Source organism: Nonomuraea sp. NPDC051191, assembly GCF_044455665.1.
Classification (GTDB): domain Bacteria; phylum Actinomycetota; class Actinomycetes; order Streptosporangiales; family Streptosporangiaceae; genus Nonomuraea.
On sequence record NZ_JBITEZ010000005.1, the window covers coordinates 482,674 to 503,418 of the forward strand.

Annotated in this window: 16 protein-coding genes; 11 read left to right on the forward strand and 5 right to left on the reverse strand. The window is 72.8% G+C overall.

From position 1 onward, the window contains the following. Positions 1–86: 86 nt before the first annotated feature. The 5 genes from ACIA8R_RS17135 (at position 87) to ACIA8R_RS17155 (ending at position 5,147) form a co-directional block, all read left to right on the forward strand. Positions 87–926, forward strand: coding sequence for an IclR family transcriptional regulator (locus ACIA8R_RS17135; protein ID WP_364092661.1), 840 nt, complete (start codon positions 87–89; stop codon positions 924–926). After that, entirely contained in the window at positions 923–2,236 is a 1,314-nt protein-coding gene (locus tag ACIA8R_RS17140) for an ABC transporter substrate-binding protein (RefSeq protein ID WP_397039104.1), read from the forward strand. Before ACIA8R_RS17135 ends, ACIA8R_RS17140 begins: the two co-directional genes overlap by 4 nt. 88 nt (positions 2,237–2,324) lie before the next feature. After that, on the forward strand, positions 2,325–3,200 hold the full coding sequence (locus ACIA8R_RS17145; protein WP_364092657.1) for a sugar ABC transporter permease: 876 nt from the start codon (positions 2,325–2,327) through the stop codon (positions 3,198–3,200). Next, complete coding sequence (locus ACIA8R_RS17150) at positions 3,193–4,074, forward strand: carbohydrate ABC transporter permease (protein WP_397039105.1); 882 nt, start codon at positions 3,193–3,195, stop codon at positions 4,072–4,074. The genes ACIA8R_RS17145 and ACIA8R_RS17150 overlap by 8 nt, the downstream gene beginning before the upstream one ends. 20 nt (positions 4,075–4,094) lie before the next feature. Continuing rightward, entirely contained in the window at positions 4,095–5,147 is a 1,053-nt protein-coding gene (locus ACIA8R_RS17155) for a Gfo/Idh/MocA family protein (RefSeq protein WP_397039107.1), read from the forward strand. 25 nt (positions 5,148–5,172) lie between these two features. Here ACIA8R_RS17155 and ACIA8R_RS17160 read toward each other — a convergent pair whose 3' ends face one another. The 3 genes from ACIA8R_RS17160 to ACIA8R_RS17170 are packed head-to-tail and all read right to left on the reverse strand — an operon-like array spanning position 5,173 to position 8,423. Beyond that, positions 5,173–5,754, reverse strand: a complete 582-nt coding sequence (locus ACIA8R_RS17160; RefSeq protein WP_397039108.1) for a hypothetical protein — start codon at positions 5,752–5,754, stop codon at positions 5,173–5,175. A 59-nt stretch (positions 5,755–5,813) separates the two neighbouring features. After that, complete coding sequence (locus ACIA8R_RS17165; protein WP_397039110.1) at positions 5,814–7,019, reverse strand: alpha/beta hydrolase family protein; 1,206 nt, start codon at positions 7,017–7,019, stop codon at positions 5,814–5,816. Between the two features lie 54 nt (positions 7,020–7,073). After that, positions 7,074–8,423: a hypothetical protein gene (locus tag ACIA8R_RS17170; protein WP_364092647.1), complete on the reverse strand. Its 1,350-nt coding sequence runs from the start codon at positions 8,421–8,423 to the stop codon at positions 7,074–7,076. Positions 8,424–8,677: 254 nt separating this feature from the next. On the opposite strand from ACIA8R_RS17170, the gene ACIA8R_RS17175 reads away from it, so the two are divergent. From ACIA8R_RS17175 to coaE, 5 genes are all read left to right on the forward strand, one after another. After that, entirely contained in the window at positions 8,678–9,874 is a 1,197-nt protein-coding gene (locus ACIA8R_RS17175; RefSeq protein WP_397039111.1) for an MFS transporter, read from the forward strand. Next, entirely contained in the window at positions 9,828–10,157 is a 330-nt protein-coding gene (locus ACIA8R_RS17180) for a heme-binding protein (RefSeq protein ID WP_397039113.1), read from the forward strand. The genes ACIA8R_RS17175 and ACIA8R_RS17180 overlap by 47 nt, the downstream gene beginning before the upstream one ends. A 155-nt stretch (positions 10,158–10,312) precedes the next feature. After that, positions 10,313–11,899 carry an alpha/beta hydrolase gene (locus ACIA8R_RS17185; protein ID WP_397039114.1) on the forward strand — a complete coding sequence of 529 codons (1,587 nt, stop codon included), beginning with the start codon at positions 10,313–10,315 and terminating at the stop codon, positions 11,897–11,899. Between the two features lie 51 nt (positions 11,900–11,950). Then, positions 11,951–12,403 (forward strand): GNAT family N-acetyltransferase, encoded by a 453-nt coding sequence (locus tag ACIA8R_RS17190; protein ID WP_397039245.1) that lies wholly within the window; start codon positions 11,951–11,953, stop codon positions 12,401–12,403. A 43-nt stretch (positions 12,404–12,446) separates the two neighbouring features. Continuing rightward, positions 12,447–13,049 (forward strand): dephospho-CoA kinase, encoded by a 603-nt coding sequence (gene coaE, locus ACIA8R_RS17195; protein ID WP_357704454.1) that lies wholly within the window; start codon positions 12,447–12,449, stop codon positions 13,047–13,049. 33 nt (positions 13,050–13,082) lie between these two features. Here the strand turns inward: coaE and ACIA8R_RS17200 are convergent, their stop codons facing one another. Then, positions 13,083–18,692 carry a TIR domain-containing protein gene (locus tag ACIA8R_RS17200; RefSeq protein WP_397039116.1) on the reverse strand — a complete coding sequence of 1,870 codons (5,610 nt, stop codon included), beginning with the start codon at positions 18,690–18,692 and terminating at the stop codon, positions 13,083–13,085. Between the two features lie 57 nt (positions 18,693–18,749). On the opposite strand from ACIA8R_RS17200, the gene ACIA8R_RS17205 reads away from it, so the two are divergent. Continuing rightward, positions 18,750–19,922, forward strand: a complete 1,173-nt coding sequence (locus ACIA8R_RS17205) for an SLC13 family permease (RefSeq protein ID WP_364092637.1) — start codon at positions 18,750–18,752, stop codon at positions 19,920–19,922. Between the two features lie 13 nt (positions 19,923–19,935). On the opposite strand, the gene ACIA8R_RS17210 is transcribed toward ACIA8R_RS17205, so the two are convergent. Continuing rightward, complete coding sequence (locus tag ACIA8R_RS17210; protein WP_357704460.1) at positions 19,936–20,739, reverse strand: inositol monophosphatase family protein; 804 nt, start codon at positions 20,737–20,739, stop codon at positions 19,936–19,938. Positions 20,740–20,745 lie beyond the last annotated feature (6 nt).

A 20,745-nucleotide genomic window follows, 5' to 3' on the forward strand; every position in this document is an offset into this window, starting at 1 on the left:
CGGCCAGGTCACGAGAGGAGGACGATGTGACCGCACAGGGCACAACGGAGTTGACGTCCGGACAACTGGGCAGGTTGACTACGGCCATGGCTGATCCGACCACCGACTCGCTGCCCGCCTCCCGCGCGGCGGGTGCCCTGCTCACCGGGCTGGACGTCCTCGAAGGGCTGGCCCGCCGCCCCGAAGGGCTCGGCGTGACCGCGCTGGCCCGCGAGGTGAACGCGGACAAGGGCAACGTCCACCGGCTGCTGCGGGTGCTGGAGGACCGCGGCTACGTCGAGCAGGACCCGGCGACCAAGATCTTCCGGGTCTCGACGGGGATGATCTCCCTGGCCGGCCAGGTGCTGCGCGGGGTCGACCTCGTCTCCACCGCCGGACCGGTCATGCGCGAGCTGTCCGCCGCCACCGGCGAGGCCGTGCACCTGGCCCGCCGCACGCGCGGCGGCGGCGTGTACGTCGCCCAGGAACGGCAGCGCGGCGGCCGGATCACGGTCGAGACCGAGATCGGCGCCCAGCCGATCATCTACGCCTCCTCCACCGGCAAGGCCCTCTACTGCACCGCCACCCCAGAAGAGCTGGCCGAGCTGCTGCCCGACCCGTTCACCGCCTACACGATGCGCACGCACACGGGCATCGACAGCCTCTCCGCCGACCTGGCGCAGGTCTGCCGCCGCGGCTACGCGATCGACGACGAGGAGCTCAACCTCGACGTCAGATGCGTGGCGGCCCCGATCTTCAACCTGCACGGCGTCCCGCTGGCCTCCATCGGGATTTCCGGGCCTGCCTCGCGGGTCACCCTCGCGAGAATCGGCGACCTCGGCCGCATGGTCACGGTCGCCGCGTTCCGAATCACCCAGCAAGTGGGTGGGCGTGTCCCCGCGAAGTTCGACGCCCACCCACCATCACCCACGGAGATCCACGGATGACGAACAACAGCGTTGCCGTTCAGCGGCGCGCGGTCAAGCTGGCGGCGGCGGCCTCGGCCGCGGTGCTCCTCTCCGCCGCCTGCGGGACGGACGCCGGGTCGGGGGGCTCCGGCTCCCCGGCCGCGAACGAGGTCAGCATGGTCCACTACTTCAGCGACGAGGGCGGCAGCAAGGCGATGGCCCAGGTGCTGTCGATCTGCGAGAAGCAGTCCGGTCAGAAGATCAAGAACAGCCCGGCGGAGCAGGAGGCGTTCAAGGACGCCATCCTGGTGCAGCTCGCCGGCAGCAACCCGCCCGACCTGCTGTCGTACTGGGCGGGCGCCAAGACCCAGTACCTCGTCGACCAGAAGCGCCTGGCGCCGCTCGACGACATGTGGGCCAAGTCCGGCCTCGACCAGGCCATCCCCGAGAACCTGACCAAGGCCGCGGCCACCTACGGCGGCCAGAAGTACCTGCTGCCCCTCGACTACCACTACGTCGGCATGTTCTACAACCCCAAGGTCATGGCCAAGGCCGGCATCACCGAGATGCCCAAGACCTGGGACGACCTGATGGCCGCCGCCGACAAGCTCAAGGCCGCCGGGATCACCCCGTTCGCGCTGGGCTCGAAGAACCGCTGGCCCGCCCAGTTCTGGTTCGACTACCTGCTCCTGCGCACGGCCGGCCCCGACTACCGGGCCCAGCTCATGGCCGGCAAGGCCAAGTACACCGACCCGCAGGTCACCCAGACGTTCGACCGGTGGAAGCAGCTCTTCGACAAGGGCTACTTCAACGACAACCCCAACGGCTACGACTGGCCCGACGCCAGCGACATGGTCTCCTCCGGCAAGGCCGCGATGACCCTCATGGGCACCTGGATCAGCGGCTACTGGGACGGCAACCAGGTCAAGGCGGGCGAGGGGTACGACTTCTTCCCCTTCCCCGAGATCACCCCCGGCGTGCCGCAGGCCGCGCTCGGCCCCGTGGACGGCTTCGCCATCTCGGCCGGCGCCGGCAACAAGGCCGGGGCCGAGAAGGTGCTCGCCTGCCTGGCCGCGCCCGAGGCCCAGCAGGCCGTCGCGCTCACGCAGGGCGCGCTGGCGCCCAACCCCAAGGCCGACCTGAGCAAGCAGAACGCGATCCTGCACAAGGCCGCCAAGGTGGTCGGCGACGCCCCCGCCTTCGCCTTCAACTACGACCTGGCGACCACCCCGGAGATGTCCGACGCCGGCCTCAACGCGCTCGCGCAGTTCGTCAACAACCCCGCCGACGCCGCCTCCGCGCTGAAGGAGGCGCAGAGCACCGCCGAAGGCGTGTTCGCCGGCTCCTGACCGGCGGTGGCCCCGGGCCGTCGCCGAGCGCCCGGGGCCACCTGCCCGAGACATCTCACAACAATCGACAGAAAGGAGGTACGCGCGGATGACGATCCGGCGGACCTGGTGGGCCTGGGGATTCCTCGCCGCACCGCTCCTCGCGTACGGCATCGCCGTCGTGTGGCCGGCGCTGTACTCCTTCGCGCACGGCTTCACCGACTGGCAGGCGGTCGGTGGCGGCGACTTCGTCGGGCTGGCCCAGTTCCGCAGGATGGCCGCCGACCCGAGCTTCGCGAGAGCGCTGGTCAACACGTTGATCTGGACGGTGGTGGGCGTGCTGGTGCCCACCGTCGTCGGCCTGGCGCTGGCGCTGGCGCTCAACCGCGTCACGCGCTTCGCCAAGCTGATCAAGTCGTTCTTCTTCCTGCCGCTCGCGCTGTCCCTCGTGGTGGTCGGCCAGGTCTGGTTCTGGATCTACCGGCCCGAGGACGGCCTGCTCAACCTCCTGCTCGACGCCGTCGGGCTCGGGTCGCTGGCGCACGCCTGGCTGTCGGACCCGGACACGGCCCTGTGGGCGGTGATGGTCGCCTGGGGCTGGCAGCAGGTGACCCTGGCCATGGTCATCTTCCTGGCCGGCCTCACCTCGGTCTCGCGTGACCTGACCGAGGCGGCGCACATGGACGGCGCCGGCCCCTGGCAGCGGCTGCGCGCGGTCGTGCTGCCCGCCCTGCGGCCCTCGTCCGTGGTGGTCATCTCGCTGAGCCTGATCAACGCGCTCAAGAGCTTCGACATCGTCTACGTCATGACCGGCGGTGGACCGTTCCGACAGACCGAGACGCTGGCCGTGCTCGCCTACCGCGTGTCGTTCAAGACCTACGACTTCGGCTACGGCAGCGCCGTGTCGATCGTGCTGTTCGTGGTCTCGATCGTGATCATCGGAATGTTCTTCGCCTGGAATGCCTGGAGGGACCGGCATGCCTGAGACCGTCCTGGCCACCCGGCCCGCGCTCCCGGCCACGACGGCCGCCAGGGAGAAGGGCGCGTCGAGAGTTCCGCTGGCGGCGGCGCTGCTGGGGTTCGCGGTGGTGTTCCTCGTCCCCTGCCTGGGCGTGCTGTACACCTCGCTGAAGTCCGACGCCGACATCGCCGCCAACGGGCTCTGGGCCCCGAGCGGCAGCCTCAGCCTGGACAACTACCTCCAGGCGTTCTCCGTCGGCGGCACCGGGCGCTACCTGCTCAACTCGGTCCTGGTGACGGTCCCCGCGACGGCGGTCTCGGTCGCGCTCGGCACCCTCGCCGGGTACGCGATCGCCGCGCTGCGGCCCCGCTTCGGCGAGCTCATCGGGTTCTTCCTGCTGGCCGGGCTGTTCGTGCCGCCGCAGATCCTGCTGATCCCGCTGTTCCAGGGGTTCAACGCGACCGGCCTGTACGACACGCTCTGGCCGATGATCGTCGTCCACTCCGGCTACGGCATCTCCCTGTGCACGCTCGTCATGCGCAACTTCTTCCGCAGCCTCCCGATGGAACTGCGGGCGGCCGGCCTGGTCGACGGCGCGAGCGAGCCGCGCATCCTGGCCTCCATCGTGCTGCCGATGACCCGGCCCGCGCTGGCGGCCCTGGCCACGCTCCAGTTCACCTTCATCTGGAACGACTTCCTCTACCCGCTGGTCTTCACCCGCTCCGACACCATGCGGACCGTGATGGTCGGCATCCTCCAGCAGCAGGGCCAGTTCTCCATCGCCTACGGCGTGCAGGCGGCCATGGCCGTGCTCGCCAGCCTTCCCACAGTCGCCATCTTCATCGCCTTCCAGAAGCACTTCATCGCCGGCCTCACGGCCGGGGCGGTCAAGGGCTAGAAAGAGATTCAGGAGTCCCAGTGATCCGCGTTGGCATCATCGGCTGCGGCCGCATCTCCGACCTGCACGCCCAGGCGTACCTGGAGCACCCCGAGGCGGTGATCACGGCCGTCTGCGATCCCGTCCCCGGCAACCGCGACACCCGCGGGGCGGCCTGGGGCGTGGCCGAACGGGACCGGCACGCCGACTACCGCGAGCTGCTCGCCCGGGACGACGTGGACATGGTGGAGATCCTCGTCCCCCACCACCTGCACGCCCAGGTGACGCTCGACGCGATGGACGCGGGCAAGCACGTCTCGCTGCAGAAGCCGATGGCGACGAGCCTGGCCGACGCCGACGCCATGATCGCCCGTGCGGCGGAGCGCCACGTCGTGTTCAAGGTGTTCGAGAACTTCGTCTTCTACCCGCCCGTCCAGCGGGCCAAGGCGCTCGTCGAGGCCGGCGAGATCGGCGAGGTGCGGAGCATCCGGCTCAAGTCCAACCCCGGCTGGAGCCCCACCGCCTGGGAGGTGCCCGCGGCCGCCAGCGCCTGGCGGGCCGACCCCGAGCAGTCCGGCGGCGGCCCGCTGGTCTTCGACGACGGGCACCACAAGTTCGCCATCGCCTGGCACTTCCTGGGCCTGGCCGACCGCGTCCACGCCTTCGTCGGCAGCAGCTACGACGGCTTGATCGACGCGCCGTCCATGGTGAGCTGGACGCACCCCGACGGCGCGGTCGGCGCGCTGGAGGTCGTCTACTCGCCGGAGCTGAAGCTCGACACCGTGCACTACGCCCAGGACGACCGGGTGGAGATCACCGGCACCCGCGGCGTCATCTGGATCACCCGCGGCCACGGCCGCATGCTCGACGTCGCCCCGGTCGTGCTGCACCGCGACGGCGTCACCACCGGCTACGACGACATGCCGACCGGCTGGGAGACGAGCTTCGTCCGGTCAGGGCAGCACTTCGTGGACGCCCTGCTCAACGGCACCCCGCCGGCGCTCACCGGCGAGCAGGGCCGGGAGGTCCTGGCCTTCGCGCTGGCGGCGCAGGAGTCGGCCCGCACCGGCCGGGCGGCCGTCCCGTCGGTCTGACGTCCTCGGGTGTCCCCGGCGCGGACTACGGCGCCGGGGACGCCCGCCGTCGCGCGCGCAGCGCCACGGCCAGCGCCAGCAGGAACGCGGCGCCCGCGAACGGCACCCACGACAGCCCTGGCGCGGGCCCGAACGTCCCGCCCAGCCCGGTGCGGTCGAGCACCGAGGCCACGGCGACCCCCGGCAGCGCCTGTCCCACCCCGGAGACGAACACCAGGACGGCGAGCCAGGCGACCCGCGCCGCGTTGCCCCGGCGGTACGGCTCCCCCTCGAACACGGACGTCAGCAGGCGGCCGAGCAGGAAGGCGGCGACGAGCGCGCACAGACCGCCCAGCAGGACGTCCGAGCGTGAGACGACCTGCTCGGCCGCCGTCGATCCCCACACCTGAAGCGGCAGCTCGCCGTCGGCCAGGGAGACGCCCCCGGGGAGCCGCACCCCGCTCAGCCCCAGCCGATCGGTGGCCTGCGGCAGTTGGAGGACGCGTACGGTGATGGCCCCGCCCGCCTGCGTGGCGCCGTTGACGGCGTAGGCGACGCCCCACACCCCCGCCACGGCCCCGGCGAACCTGACCAGATAGAGAACCAGGCGCACGAACAGTCGATCCATGGACGCTCCAAGGAGACGGGCCGATGGCTGTCATTATGCGCGCCGCGGATCGCCCTGTCTCACGCGCAGGTCTCCTCCTCCGGGGCGCAGAACCTGACCTCGGGGACGTCGGCCGACGGCTTGTCCAGCAGGGGCTGGGGCCTGTCGCGCAGGTGCTGGTCGAAGAAGGCCGTGACGTAGGCGCGGGTGACCGCCAGTGCGCGGGTGCCGGGGACGTCGGCGCCGTCCTCAAGGCCGAGCTGGTCCATCAGGACGCCCAGGTCAGTGAAGGACGTGTGCGCGGCTCCCGTGAGCAGCAGCCAGCGCTTCCAGCCGTTCAGCCGCGTCCAGACGCGCTCCCACGAGGCGGCCGAGTCGCCCTTGCCCGGCGTGTACGTGGCCGGCTTGCCCAGGAACAGGAACGGCCGTGACGACCCGGCCTCCGGGAGCGTCGTCTCCACGCTGCCGTCGAGGTCGATGCCGGCGCGCAGTCGGCTGTCGGCCAGTAGGGACGCGACGGTCGCCGCGCCGCCCGCCGAGTGACCGGCCATGGCGATCCTGGACGGGTCGACGAGGCCGGCCCCCTTCCACTTCGCGTGTGCGCCGGTGAGCTGGTCGAGCACGAACGACACGTCGGCCGCCCGGCTCTTCTCCAGCTTCGCCCACCAGGCCGGGCCCTTGTCGTCGATCTCGCACGTGACGCAGGTGGTGACCCGGCCGTCGGGGAAGGAGGTGGCGACGTTCTCGTAGGTGTGGTCGACGGCGGCCACCACGTAGCCGCGGCTCGCCAGCTCTTCGGCCAGGGCCGTGAGCTCGGTCCGGGGCTTGCTGTGCCCGGGGGACAGGACGACGAGGGGCAGGCTGCGGGGCCGTCCGGCGGGGCGGGCGTCGGTGAAGGCGTTGGTCCGGGTCCTGCTCAGGATGTCGGGCGGGAGGTCGGTGATCCCGCCGTCCTTGAGCAGCAGCTCGGACGCCTTCGCCGTCATGTACGGGGCCCGGTGACGGCCCGGCGACCTGGCCGGGTACCACAGCGAGACCATGAGCTCGCGCGCCTTGACCGAGGGGACCCAGGGGTCGGGACGCGAGGTGTCCTTCAGGTACAGGGACGTGGTGCCGACCGGCCGCGACCCGGTGGGGGCCGGCAGGTACGGCGCAGGCGTCCCGGACGCCGCGGCGGGAGAGGCGTGGACGAGCCCGGCGGCCAGGACGGCGGCCAGCCCGGCGGCGACCGCCGTCCTGTCACGACGCGGACGGACTGATGTCAGGTGCTTGATCGTGTGAACCACGCCAGCAATATACCTCGGGAGTATATACGCGGTGTATAAACCGATCGCGGGCGCTCAGAGGCAGCCGGCGCGCGGCCGGACCGCGACGACGATGTCCACGCCTGAGCCCGCGGGCACGGTGCCGCCCGGCTGCGGGCTCTGGCCGACGACCTCGCCCAGGTGGTTGCACAGACGGTCGTCCGGCGTCGTGCTCCCGGTGCCGAGCAGGAGGCCGACGGCGAGCAGCGGCCGGCTCGCCAGGATTCCAAGCGTCCCGGTCAGGTCGGGCACCACGACCGATCCCGGCGCCGCGACGGCCAGGACCGCGATGCCGGCGCTCGCGGTCACCACACCGCTCAGGCCGCCGACCACCGCCGGAGCGAGAACAGGATTGCCCGCGCTCGCGACGCCGTTGCCGGCCTGGCCGTAGGTGTTGTCGCCCCAGTAGCGCAGCGCGCCGGCGGAGTCGACGGCCAGGCTCTCACCCTGGCCCGCGCTGACGTGGGTGACGCCGGACAGGCCGAGGCGGACCGGGGTGGCGTGGTCGTTCACCGTGCCGTCGCCGAGCTGGCCGGCCCAGTTCCTGCCCCAGGCCCAGACGGTGCCGTCGCCGCCGAGCGCCAGCGTGTGCCCGATGCCCGCGGAGATCTCGGTGATGCCGGACACGTGCCGGTCCACGCGGACGGGTGTGGAGCGGTCCGTGGTGGTGCCGTCCCCCAGCTCGCCGGAGAAGTTGTTTCCCCAGGACCAGACCGAGCCGTCGTTGCGCAGCGCCATCCCGAACTCGCCCGTGGCCGACACCTGCGTGATCCCGTACGGGACCTTCACCCGGACCGGGGTCGCGCGCCGGGTGGTCGTGCCGTCGCCCAGCTGCCCGAAGCGGTTGAGCCCCCAGGCGAACGCCTCGCCGTTCGACCTCAGGGCGAGACTGAAGCCCGACCCCGCGGCCGCCTGGACGACGCCGGTGATCGGCACCCTGACCGGGGTCGGGGTGCGGGTGGTGGTGCCGTCGCCCAGTTCGCCGAAGTCGTTGGAGCCCCACGCCCAGAGCGAGCCGTCCCGTCCCACGGCCAGGGTGTGGCCGATGCCGCTGCTGACCTGCTTGATAGGCGGCAGGCCGGGCACCGGCTCGGGGATCTGCCGGGTTCCGTCGCCCCACGTCCACAGCGAGCCGTCGGCGTGCAGGCCGTAGCTCTCCAGGTAGACGCCGCTCACCTGGACCACGTCGTGGCCGCCCGCGGAGACCATCGGGATCGGCCGGGTGACGGGGGTGTCGTTCGTGCCGTTGCCGACCTGGCCGAAGAAGTTGTACCCCCACGCGTGCACGATGGGCGCCCCGGCGGCCTCCGCCGGGGACGCGTGGACGCCGGTCGCCACCAGCGCGGCCCCGACCAGAACCGATCGAAATCCTCTCGACAGCTTCAACCTCGCTCCTCTCCGGTTGCCCGTCTCTACCGGCAGGGCGTTCCATCCCGTTCCACGGCCCTGCCTTTGCGCGTCCAGGGGGGTTCCGGCGGCGCCAACCTGGAGATCGTCCAGCCCGAGGGCGGGCTTCGCCGCCCGGCGACCCTGGCCTTGCCGAGCGGCGCGGGCAAATGCCCGCGTTTGCACTTATAGCGCGTGTGCAACTATTGTCGGAGCTTGCAAAGTGCACCAGCAATCACATGAAGGGTCGCGCGATGCCTCTCGCACTCCTCGCCCTGGCCATCGGGGCCTTCGGGATCGGCACCACCGAGTTCGTGATCATGGGCCTGCTGCCCGAGATCGCCGGCGACTACGGCGTGTCCATCCCCACCGCGGGCCTGCTGGTCACCGGCTACGCGATCGGCGTGGTCATCGGCGCCCCGCTGATGACGGCGCTCGGCACCAGGATCAGCCGCAAGACGATGCTGCTCGTGCTGATGGGCCTGTTCGTGGCCGGCAACCTGCTGTCCGCGCTGGCGCCGGGCTTCGGCACGATGCTCGCCGGCCGCATCGTGGCCTCACTGGCCCACGGCGCGTTCTTCGGCATCGGCTCGGTGGCCGCCGCCGACATGGTCGCCCCGCACAAGAAGGCCGGCGCCATCGCCACCATGTTCACCGGCCTGACCGTCGCGAACGTCGTGGGCGTGCCGCTGGGCACCTTCATCGGGCAGGCGGTGGGCTGGCGCACCACGTTCGCGATCGTCGCCGTGCTGGGACTGGTCGGCCTGCTCGGCATCGCCGTGCTCGTGCCCGCCATGCCCCGGGCCGAGGGCACCCGCCTGCGCGGTGAGCTGAGGGCGTTCCGCAACCCGCAGGTGCTGCTCGCGATGGCGATGACCGTGCTCGGCTTCGGCGGCGTCTTCGCCGCGATCACCTACGTCGCGCCGATGATGACCCAGGTGGCCGGCTACTCCGCCGACGCGGTCACGTGGCTGCTCGTGCTGTTCGGCGTCGGCATGTTCCTCGGGAACCTGCTCGGCGGCCGGTTCGCCGACCGCGCCCTGATGCCCCTGCTCTACACCACCCTCGGCGGGCTCGCCGTCGTGCTGGCGCTGTTCACCCTGACCGCGCACAACAAGGTCGCCGCCGCCGCGAGCATCCTGCTGGTGGGGGCGCTGGGCTTCGCCACCGTGCCGCCGCTGCAGAAGCGCGTGCTCGACCAGGCCCATGGCGCGCCGACGCTGGCCTCCGCCGTCAACATCGGCGCGTTCAACCTCGGCAACGCGCTCGCCGCCTGGCTGGGCGGCCTGGTCATCGCCGCGGGCCTGGGCTACACGGCCCCGAACTGGGTGGGCGCCCTCCTGGCCGCCGCCGCCCTGGTCCTGGCCGTCTTCTCGGCCGCACTGGAGCGCCGCGCGCCCGCGCGTGAGGCGGCCGGCGCGGTCCCGGTTCCCGCCCTCGTGCACGACTGACCACCTGTCCGCCTCACCACAGGAGAAGCCTCATGAACGCCACCGCCGTCACACCGCTGAGACCACCGCCGACGCCGAGACCCTGATCACGGCCGCCCGCTCCGCCGCCGGGACGGCCGGCGTCCCGGTCAGCGTCAGCGTCCTGGACGCGGGCGGGCACCTGCTCGCCTTCCGCCGCGACGACCGCGCCGTGCTGATCTCCGGCGAGACCAGCACCCGCAAGGCCTACACCGCCCTCCAGCTGAACGCCCCGACCGCCGCACTGGAGCAACTCAGCCGGTGACCCTGTAGGGGGGTATCGCGGCCCGCCGAGCGGTCGCAAGATTTTACCCAACGACCTTTTGCGACTTCTCTACCTGCGCAGACGCCCACTGGGAAACTGGCAGGCGGCTGGAGGCACGAACGTTCGGGGGCGATGCGGTGCGAATGGTTCAGCGCGTGATCCCGGTGGTGGCGGCGGTCACCGTCCTGGTCCCGGCGGCAGGCGGCGGAGTCGGGCAGGCGATGCGCGTCGCGGAGCCGGAACGGGACACGGCCGAGCTGTCGGTGCCCGCACGGGAGGCGGCGGCGCTCACCTGGTCCGAATGCGGGAACGGGCTGCGGTGCGCCACGTTGTCCGTGCCCGCCGACTGGGCCAGGCCACGCGAGACCCGCACGACCGTCGAACTCGCCATGATGCCCGCCCAGGACCCGCTGCGACGGCTCGGGGCGCTGGTGGTCAACACCGGTTCCGCCTCCGTCGTACGTGAGGTCAGGGCCCGGCCGGACACCGTGGGCGAACTGGCCAGGTGGTTCGACGTGGTGCTGGTCGAGGCGCGCGGAGCCGGCGAACGGGGGACCACGGGGGTGTGCCCCCGCTCGCAACCCGACCCGGCCCGGCTGCGGGTGGCCGAGGGGCGCACGGCCTGGCGCGCGTTCGCCCGGGACAACGCCGCCTACGACCGTTCCTGCCGCGCCGCGCTTGGGCCCGCCTACGCCGGGCTCACGTCCTGGCAGGTCGCCCACGACCTCGACGCCGTGCGTGCCGCGCTGGGCGAGTCCCGGCTGAGCTACCTCGGCAACGGCTACGGAAGCGTGTACGGGCAGGCGTACCTGGAGCTGTTCCCCGGCCGGGCCGGGCGGATGTACCTGGAGGGGCTGCCCGACCACACCGAGACCGGGCTTGAACGGCGGTTGCTCGCCCAGGCCCGTGCCCAGGAACGGCAGCTCGGCCACTTCCGCGACTGGTGCCGGACCCGTCCCGGCTGCCCGCTCGGCCACGCGGACGCCGTCCGGGTGTTCGACGCCCTGGTCAGGCGCGCGCCTCTGCGGCCGGGCGGCGGCGAACGCAGGGTGAGCCGGAACGAGGTCGCCGCCGCCGTATGGGCGGGCCTCACCCCGGCGCGCTGGCCGGCACTCGCCCACGCCCTCTCCGCAGCGAGAACGGGCGACGCCACGGGCCTGGCCGCCCTGATCCCCGCCGAGCAACCGGAACGAACACCGGCCGCCGGCACGGCGGTTCCCGGCCCGCCGCAGGCGGCAACGCAGCGACAGGCTCCCGGGACAGCGGCTGGGGAGGCCGTGCCGGGGGACGTGGAAGGGGTCAGGTGGTGCCGTGACTTCGGGTTGGCCGTGCCGGGCTATCGCCGGTTCCTGCAGGTGGAGGCGCGGTTGCGGAGGGCGGCGCCGCGGGTGGGGTGGCTGAGCGGGAGGGCGGAGGCCGCCAGGTGCCTGGGCGCGGCGCGGTCGCCCGGCTGGCCGCCGCACCCGGTGGCGGCCGGGCTCAAGGTGCCGCCGGTGCTGGTCGGCGTGGGACGGCTGGACAACGGCACGCCGTCCTCCGGGGCCGCGCGGGCAGCCGCGCAGATCCCCGGGGCGCGGCTGCTGTGGCACGGGGACGGGCAGGGCGCGTACCTGGCACAGGGGGTGAGCAGGCTGCGGGCGGCCTGCCTGCGCACGAAGGTGCACGACTACCTGGTCAACGGCGTCCTGCCGAAGCCGGGCACGTTCTGCCCGGGCGAGCTGACGGCGGGGGACGCCCCGTAGCCGAGATTTCCCAGGCCGGGTGGAGAATCAGGCCGATAGGGTGCTGACGTGATGGTCGAACGGGCGGTGGCGGCGGACGCGGGAGAGATCCTCACCCTCCAGCGGGCCGCGTACGTGAGCGAGGCCCAGCTCTACGGCGACCCCTACATCCCGCCGCTGGTGGAGTCGCTGGAACAGGTGCGCAAGGCCGTCGAGACGGCCGTCGTGCTCAAGGCCGTGGACGCGGGCCGGATCGTCGGCGCCGTGCGCGGCCAGGTGGCCGGCACCACCTGCCTGATCGGCCGGCTCGTCGTCGCGCCCGACCGGCAGGGGCAGGGGCTCGGCACGGCCCTGCTGGAGGCGCTGCACGAGCAGGTGCCGGAGGCGGAGGCGTTCGACCTGTTCACGGGCCACCTGTCGGACGGGAACCTGCGCCTGTACCGGCGGCTCGGCTACCGGGAGACCCACCGCGAGCGCATGGACGACCACCTGACCCTGATCCACCTGCGCCGCCGGCCGGCCTGAACACCGGGCTCGACGGGTGCGGCGGGATGGATAGTCTTTTCCGGTGCTGAAGATTGGGCTCACCGGCGGCATCGGCTCGGGCAAGAGCGAGGTGTCCAGGCGGCTGGCGGCCAGAGGCGCCGTCGTGGTCGACGCTGACAAGATCGCGCGTGAGGTGGTCGAGCCCGGCACGGTGGGCCTGGCCCGGGTGGTGGCGGCGTTCGGGGAGGGCGTGCTGCACCCCGACGGCTCGCTGAACAGGGAACGGCTGGGCTCGGTGGTCTTCGCCGACCCCGACCGGCTGGCCGCGCTCAACGCGATCGTGCATCCGCTGGTGGGCGAGCGGGTGGCCGAGCTCCAGGGGCAGGCGGCCGACGACGCGATCCTGGTCTACGACGTGCCGCTGCTGGTGGAGAACAAGCTCGCGCCCATGTACGACCTGGTGATCGTGGTCGACGCGGCCGACGAGGTGCGGATCAGGCGCCTGGCCGAGCATCGCGGCATGGCGGAGGCCGACGCCAAGGCCCGCATCGCCGCCCAGGTCGACCGGGAGCAACGCCTGGCCGCCGCCGACCTGGTGATCCCCAACGAAGGCTCGCTCGACGACCTGGAGGCCCGGGTCGACGAGGTCTGGCACGAGCTCGTACGCCGCGCCGCCCGCGGATAGCGGCAAGGGCGGGCGGGGTTGCCCCGCCGGCCCTCAGAAGGGCGAGTCGAGCGGCACCTGACGCACCCCCGGCAGGTACGGGTCCAGCTCGCCCAGCTCGAACCGCGACATCCCGATGACGTGCCAGAACTGCCCGCCCGGCTCGCCGTGCACCTTGTAGCGCCCGTCCGGCGTCAGGGCGGCCCACCCCTCGGGCAGCCCCAGCAGCGTCGCCCGCCGCTCGCCGCCCTCCCACAGGATCACCACGCCGTCGTCGCCCGCGCTGGCCAGCAGGTCGGACGTGGGGCTGTAGGCCACCGACCACACCCGGCGCGCGTGCCCGGTGAGGGAGTGCAGCAGCCGCCCCGTCGCGGTCTCCCACACCCGCACGGTCAGGTCGTCGCCGCCGGTCGCCAGGTGACGGCCCGTGGCGTCGAAGGCCAGGCTCCACAGCCGGCCGTCGTGCCGGGTCAGCGTGTGGGCCAGGCGCGGCTGCCAGGGCTGGCCGGGCCGCAGCTCCCACACCATCGCGCGGCCGTCGTTGCCGGCGCTGGCCAGGTAGCGGCCGTCGGGGGAGAAGGCCACGGAGTAGACCCGGTCGGTGTGGCCCTCCAGCGTCGCCACCCGGCCGCCGGAGGCGACGTGCCACAGGCGGACGAGCTTGTCGTCGCAGCCGGTGGCCACGTAGTCGCCGAAGGGGCTGAAGGCGATCGAGCGCACCCGTCCCCGGTGGTCGACCAGGTCGACGGCCATGCGCCCGGTCGGCCGGTACCAGATCTTGACGCTGTCGTCGTCGTTGGCCGTGGCCAGCATGTTCCCGTCGGGGCTGAACGCCTCGGCCCACACGTGGTCGGTCTCGGCGTGCAGCTCGCGTTCGTAGTCGCCGGTCGTGGCGTTCCAGAAGTGCACGCCGCCGTCGTTGCTGGAGGTGGCCAGCACCGGGCCGGCGGGGGAGAACAGGGCGGAGATCAGCCGGTCGGCGGTGCCGGTGAACTCTCGCAGCCGTCGCCCGGTGTGCGGCTCCCACACGCGGACGACGCCGTCGTTGCCGCTGGTGGCCAGCATCGAGCCGTCGGCGCTGAACCGCACCGACGAGATCCGCCGGCCGTGGCCGCGCAGCACCCGCTGGCACTGCCCGGAGACCGGGTCCCACAGGCGGACGGTGCCGTCGTTGCTGCTGGTGGCGAGCTGCTGGCCGTCGGGACGGAACGCGAACGGCCACACCGAGCTGCGGTGGCCGGTCAGCTCCACGCGCTTGCCGCCGCCCACGGGCTGCAGCCGGACCGTGCCGCCGGAGTCGCCGCTGGCCACCGTGCGGCCGTCGGGGCTGAAGGTCACCTGGTAGACGGCCGCCGTGTGCGTGGTGTGCACGCCGAGCGGCTCGCCGGTCGCCTCCCACAGCCGTACGCTGCCGGCCGTGTCGCCGCTGGCCAGCATCGAGCCGTCGGGCGAGAACGTCAGGCAGTAGACGCTGCCGGCGTGGCCGGTCAGCTCGTGCGGGGGGGACCAGGTGGCGGTGTCCCACAGCCGGATCGTGCCCGCCTCGTCGCCGGTGGCCAGCAGGGTGCCGTCGGGGCTGTGCACGGCCCGGTAGACGCTGCCGCGGTGGCCGTCGAGGGTCACCGTCGTCTCCCCGCCGGCCAGGTCCCAGACCCGGACGACGCCCGCGGAGTCGCCGGTCACGAGCTGCGAGCGGCCGAAGGAGGCGGTGTAGACCGGCGCGCGGTGCCCGGGCAGTTCGTGGACCAGCCGCCCGGACGCGGTCTCCCACACCCGGACAACGCCGTCGCCGCCGCCGGCCGCCACCAGCTCGCCCGAGGGGCTGAGGCGTACCGGCCACACGCCGTCGGGGTGGCCGGTCAGGGTGTGCAGGCGCCGGCCGGTGAGGGTGTCCCAGAGCAGGACCGTGCCGTCGCTCGCGCCGGTGGCCAGCAGGTCGCCGGCGAAGGTGACGGCGTAGACCCGGCCGCGGTGGCCCTGGAGGGTGCGCACCGGGGAGCCGCCGGCGCACAGCAGCACGCCGCCGTCCTCGTTGCCGATCGCGACGGTCGAGCCGTCGGGGCTGTAGGCGATGGGCTCGGGCAGGCGGGAGGTCTGGAAGTGGTAGCCGTACGGGACGCCGATGCCGGCCGGCGCGAACTCCACCTCGACCGGCTGGCCCGGCACCACCGCCGCGCCCGGCAGGTGCGGCAGCGTGCCGGTCACGTTGATCAGGGAGGCCCGGTGCCAGCGGGCACCCTCGACCGTGACGTCGCTCAGGTCGACCTGCGCCAGCCGCGCGCCCGACAGGTCGGCCCCGGTCAGGTCGGCGCCGGTCAGGCGGGCGCCGTCGAGCCGGGCGCCGGCCAGGCTGGCGTCACGCAGGACGGCCCTGGACAGGTTCGTGCCGGCGAGGGTGGCCTCCGACAGGTCGGCGCCGGTCAGGTCGACCTCCTGGAGGTCGCGCGCCGACAGATCCTCGCCCTTGAGGTTCGCGCCGCGCAGGTCGGCCTTGGCCGGGGTGCGCAGCCGGGCCGCGATCTTGACCGCGTTCGCCCTGGCCACGTCGTCGGCGGGCGGGTCGGCCACCCAGGCGCGCAACGCCCGTACGTCGGCCAGGTCGCACAGGAACTCGACCGTCAGCGCCGACAGCGGCCTGCGGGCCAGCGGGAGAGGGTTGTCCAGGTTCGCGGCGATATGGCGGGCGATGAGCCACTCCATCACCGAGGCATGGATGAACCCGAACATGCCCTCCTCGGTACGGACGAGCAGACTGCCCGAGCCCATCGCGTGCGCGGCGTGCGCGGGCGAGAGCTGGCCCGAGGCCAGGTCGCTCAGGGTCTCGCCGATCTCGGTCAGCTCGTCCACGCCGAGCAGCGTCTCGCCGCTGTCCCACAGGCGCAGCGCCAGCGCGGTCACCACCCGCCACAGCTCGTCGATCGTCAGCGCGCCGGGCGAGCCGGGGACGCGGGCCCGCCGCTCCTCGAAGGCCAGCCAGGTGCTGAGGATCTCCTCGTACAGCAGGGCGGGGCTGAGGGTGTGCTGGGCGCCGGCGACCGTGCGCAGGCGGTCGGCGTCGAGGTCGGCGATGAAGCTGAGCATGCGCGGGTTCTGGGCCAGCGCGAGAAGGTCCTTGATCTCGGCCATGAGCGACATGCGCGCGCCGGCCTCGTCGCCGTCGTCGAACCGGTTGGCCAGGTAGGAGCGGATCTGGTCCCGGGTGAAGTCCTCCACGCTGAGCACCCGCCGCTGCGGCAGCACGCCCACCATCTCGCCGAGCGAGGTCAGCACCTGGCTGTGCGACTTGAAGTGCTGCGTACGGCTGGCCACCACGATCTTGGCCTTGTCCTCGGCCGCGGCGAGCAGGGTGGCCAGGTGGTCGGCCGCCCGGTCGTAGGTCAGCCGGGTGACCAGCTCGTCGAACCCGTCGAACAGCAGCACGATGCGCCCCTGCCGGAGCAGGTAGCGGAACGCCTTGAGGTCGATGAACTCCTCGCCGTGCCCGGCCAGGTGCGCCGCCACCAGGGCGTCGACCGAATGGGCCTTGTCGAGGGCGCGCAGCTCGATGAAGATCGGCGTCAGGTGCGGCAGCTCGACCGGGATGCGCCTGGCCAGCTCGCGCAGCGCGAACGTCTTGCCGTGGCCGAAGTCACCGAGCATCAACAGGAACCGGCCGTGGTCGGTGGCCAGCAGCCGCATCAGCTCGTCGGTGAGCCCCTGCCTGATCTGGCTGTTGGGGCGGTCGAGCTCGCGGTAGCGCTGGGGGACGTAGAGGCCGGGCGGGTAGCGGCGGTCGCCGGTGAGCCTGCCGGTCTGCTCGGCGACGTACCCCGACAGGTCGAGCAGGCCCTGGAACTCCACGAAGCTGCGCACCCGCACGCCCTTGCGCATGAGGTCGTCGCGGAGCGCGCGGGGGGCCGGCGGGCCCTGGTAGACCAGCTCGGCGGCCAGGTCGGCGGCATGGGCGCGGCGGGCGAACCCGACGGCGGCGGCCTCGGTCAGCTCGCCGACGTGCGCGCCGATCATGAGCTGCCGGACGAACCCGTCGTCGGGGTGGGTGACCACCAGGTGGTCGGGGAACCGGCGGATCTTGGCCCGCTCGTGCCGGGCCTCGCAGACCTCGGTGATGCGGTCGAGCAGCAGCTCGACGGGGCTCGGCTCGCGTTCCTCGGGCTTGGCGGCGGGCGGCGGCGCGTCGGGGGTCTCGCCCGTGAACGTGGCCCGCACCGCCCGCCAGCCGTGCCGGGCGCGGACGGGCTTGCCGGCGTCGGGCGTCCAGGTGCGCATGCCGTCGGGGGTGATCTCGACCACCTGGTGATGGCCGGAGCGCGGGGCCACGACCGCCGCGAAGCCCGGCCGGGGCTCGATGGTCGCGCCGGTCGCGCCGGTCGCGCCGGTCGCGCCGGACCCGTGGAAGAGCAGGTTGAGCCGGTGGGTGAGCAGCCGGTCGAAGGTGGGCGCGTCGCGCAGCGCGGCCGGCGGATGGCCGATCGCGCCCAGCCGCAGCCAGGCGCTCTCCTCATAGGGACGCAGCCGCTCGGCGAACCACGCGGCCTGCGCCTCGCCCAGCAGCGCGTACGCGTCGCGCTCCAGATGGCTCATCGCCATCGTCGAGTTGAGCCCCGCCACGACCACCCGCAGGTCGGGCACCTCGAACAGCGTCCAGGGCTGGCCCCCGTCGAACACCCGGTCGTCCAGGCCCTGGTACACCTCGCGGAACAGCCCGGCGAAATGCCGCCACTTGGGCCAGTAGGGGGGCTGCGGGCTCACGTCGTCGGCCTCGCAGGTCATGAAGTACGCGCTGGCCGCGGCCTTGGTGACGTCGCGCGGGCCGGGCAGCAGCACCAGCCGGTGGGGCTCCAGCCCGATCAGCAGCCGCAGGTCGGTGACGAACTGCGTGGCCTGCGCGAACTGCCCCAGACTGCCGGACTCGGTCAGGTCGCCGCTCACCACCATGAGGTCGGGACGCGGCATGCCCCGGTCGTACATGGCGGTCAGGTCGGCCCAGATGCGGGCCTGCATGTCCTCCGGCGTGAACGGCTCGCCCGGATCGGGCAGCGCCCGGCCGAACCTCGGCCCGCCGATGTGCAGGACGTTGACCGACTCGCGCCCCCGCTCGCCGCCGCCCGCGGGCGGGAACTTGGGGGCCGTCGCCGGGGTGCGGCGGGCCCTGGTCAGATCGGTCGTCGGGGGCAGCGTCGGGGCCGGGGGCGGCACCAGGCGGCCGGAGGGGAAGGCGGGGGCGGCCTCCGGCTTGGCCCGTCCGGCCATCGCCTCGCCGACCCGGCCCAGCAGCAGCGCCCTGGCCTGCCCCGAGTCGGTGACGCCGAGCAGGTCGACCCAGGTGATCGTGGACAGCAGGCCCTCCAGGTGCACGTCCTCCAGCCGGATCGTGACGAGCTTGTTGGAGGGGTTGTCCGGGTCGGCGCGCATGGCCGCCTGCCACTCCATGCGCCCGTAGCGCGAGGTCAGGTAGTTGCGCGAGAGCACGGCCACGACGAGCTGCGCCTCGCTGACCCCGCGGTCCATGAAGTCGATGAAGTTGGTGCCGGGCACGAAGTCCCAGGCTTGGATCATGGTCCGGTAGCCGGCCGCCTCCAGCTCCCAGGCGATCCAGGTCGCCCAGGCGGTGTCGGCCGGGGAGTAGCTGACGAAGATCTCGGTCGGCCTGCCGTCACGTGCCATCTGCTCAGTATCCACCGAGGAATCGGCGTTTTGGAGTCAGTGTGCGATCATCGTCAAGTGTGGCGGCGTCTGAGCGTGCTCGATCTGATCAGGATCGGGCTGCTTGCTCTCGGTCTGGTCTTCGTGGCGACCGGTCTACTGCCGTGGCGCGACGCCGTGGAGAGCCTCGCTGACATCGGGCCGCTGCTGATCTTCCTGGTCGCCATCATCGTGCTGGCCGAGCTGACCAAGGAGGCGCAGGTCTTCGACGCCATCGCCGCTCGGATGGCGGTGCTCGGCCGCGGCAACTACACCGCACTTTTCTTTCTTTGTACGGCCTTCGCGTCATTTGTCACGATATTTCTGAACCTCGACACCACCGCCGTCCTGCTCACCCCCGTCATGCTGGCCCTGGCGCCCCGGGCCCGCATCGCCGCCCTGCCGCTGGCGATGACCACCATCTGGCTGGCCAACACCGCGAGCCTGCTGCTGCCGGTCTCCAACCTCACCAACCTGCTCAGCATGGAGAAACTCGGCCTCGACGCCCAGGGCTTCGCCGCCCGCATGTGGGCCCCGCAGCTCGCCTCGATCGCGGTGACGATGGCCTTCCTGTGGGTGTTCTTCTGGCGCCGGGGCGAGCGCCGCGACCTTCGCTACACGCCGCCGGTGCTGGAGCCGGTGGCCGACCGCGTGCTGTTCGGCGCGGCCTCGGCGGGCTGCCTGCTGTTCATCGCCCTGCTGCTGCTCAAGGCGCACGTCGCCGTCGCCGCCACCGCCGCGGCCGTGCTGGTGGTGCTGGCCTTCCTGCTCCGCGCCCGGGGCAGGCTGACCTGGAGCCTGATCCCCTGGCAGCTCGTCGTCTTCGTGACCGGGCTGTTCCTGGTGGTGCCCACGCTCAGCGCCCATGGGCTCGACGCCCTGATGACGTGGATGATCGGCACGGAGGGCGACCCCTACCGGGCGGCGGCGGTGGGCGCGGGCCTGTCCAACGCGATCAACAACCTGCCCGCCTACAAGGCCGTCGAGGCGGTCATCCCGGCCGCCGACCAGGACCACCTCCTGGCCTTGCTGGTGGGCACGAACGTGGGCCCGGTGATCACCCCGTGGGCCTCGCTGGCCACGCTCCTGTGGTTCGAGTCGTGCCGCCGCCACGACGTCGCGGTGCCGCTGCGCCGCTTCCTGCTCACCGGCGCGGGCCTGGCCGTCACCGGGCTGCTGGCCACGGTCTGGGCCCTGGTCACGTTCGGCTGAGCGCCGCGGGCCGTCAGCCGGGCAGCAGCGACATCAGCCCGGGAAGGGCGCGCGGGTGGGCGGCCACGAAGCTGCGGTCCTCGGCCGAGCCGTCGATGCTCTCCTCGAACGGCCCGCCGTCGAGCGCCCTGATCTCGATCCCGGCCTCCTGGGCCAGCAGCGCCCCCGCCGGCAGGTCGACCGCCTCGGCGCGGTAGCCGACGATGCCGTCGATGTCGCCGCGGGCCAGCATCGCCCACGACAGCAGCGGCGCCCACAGTTGCAGCACCCGCCGCGCGCCGACCTCCAGCGCCGCCTTCAACGCCAGCACGGTGGCGTCGCCCCTGTTCACGCCGTACCCCTGGGTCCAGGCCAGCAGCGGGCCGTGCGGGCTGGCCGTGTACGGCGGCGCCAGCCGCGCCCCCGTGGACGCCACCGCCCCCCGCCCCCGGATCGCCGACCACGTCTGGGCCGTCACCGGATCGTGCACCACGCCCAGCACCGGCCGCCCGCCCTGGCACAGCGCCACCCCCACGACGTACGTGGGCAGCCCGATGGCCACGTTGTTGGTGCCGTCGAGCGGGTCGACCAGCCACGTCCACTCGCCGCCGGCCGCGCCGATCAGCCCCGACTCCTCGGCCACGATCGCGTGCGTGGGGTAGGCCGTCAGGATGCGCTCGACCAGCAGTTTCTCCGAGGCCAGGTCGAGATCGGTGACCACGTCCCCGGCGTCGCCCTTGGCCCGGATGCCGACGGCCCCGCGGGTGCCCGCCGCGAGCAGCGCCCCGGCGGCCTGGGCGGCCTCCACGGCCACAGTGCGAGCGTGATCCAGGTCCATCGGGCA

Excerpts from the sequence above, each read along its gene's own strand:
- ACIA8R_RS17135 (WP_364092661.1), top strand. The coding sequence starts at position 87 with ATGGCTGATCCGACCACCGACTCGCTGCCCGCCTCCCGCGCGGCGGGT.
- ACIA8R_RS17140 (WP_397039104.1), top strand. The coding sequence starts at position 923 with ATGACGAACAACAGCGTTGCCGTTCAGCGGCGCGCGGTCAAGCTGGCG.
- ACIA8R_RS17145 (WP_364092657.1), top strand. The coding sequence starts at position 2,325 with ATGACGATCCGGCGGACCTGGTGGGCCTGGGGATTCCTCGCCGCACCG.
- ACIA8R_RS17150 (WP_397039105.1), top strand. The coding sequence starts at position 3,193 with ATGCCTGAGACCGTCCTGGCCACCCGGCCCGCGCTCCCGGCCACGACG.
- ACIA8R_RS17160 (WP_397039108.1), bottom strand. The coding sequence starts at position 5,754 with ATGGATCGACTGTTCGTGCGCCTGGTTCTCTATCTGGTCAGGTTCGCC.
- ACIA8R_RS17175 (WP_397039111.1), top strand. The coding sequence starts at position 8,678 with ATGCCTCTCGCACTCCTCGCCCTGGCCATCGGGGCCTTCGGGATCGGC.
- ACIA8R_RS17190 (WP_397039245.1), top strand. The coding sequence starts at position 11,951 with ATGGTCGAACGGGCGGTGGCGGCGGACGCGGGAGAGATCCTCACCCTC.
- ACIA8R_RS17200 (WP_397039116.1), bottom strand. The coding sequence starts at position 18,692 with ATGGCACGTGACGGCAGGCCGACCGAGATCTTCGTCAGCTACTCCCCG.
- ACIA8R_RS17210 (WP_357704460.1), bottom strand. The coding sequence starts at position 20,739 with ATGGACCTGGATCACGCTCGCACTGTGGCCGTGGAGGCCGCCCAGGCC.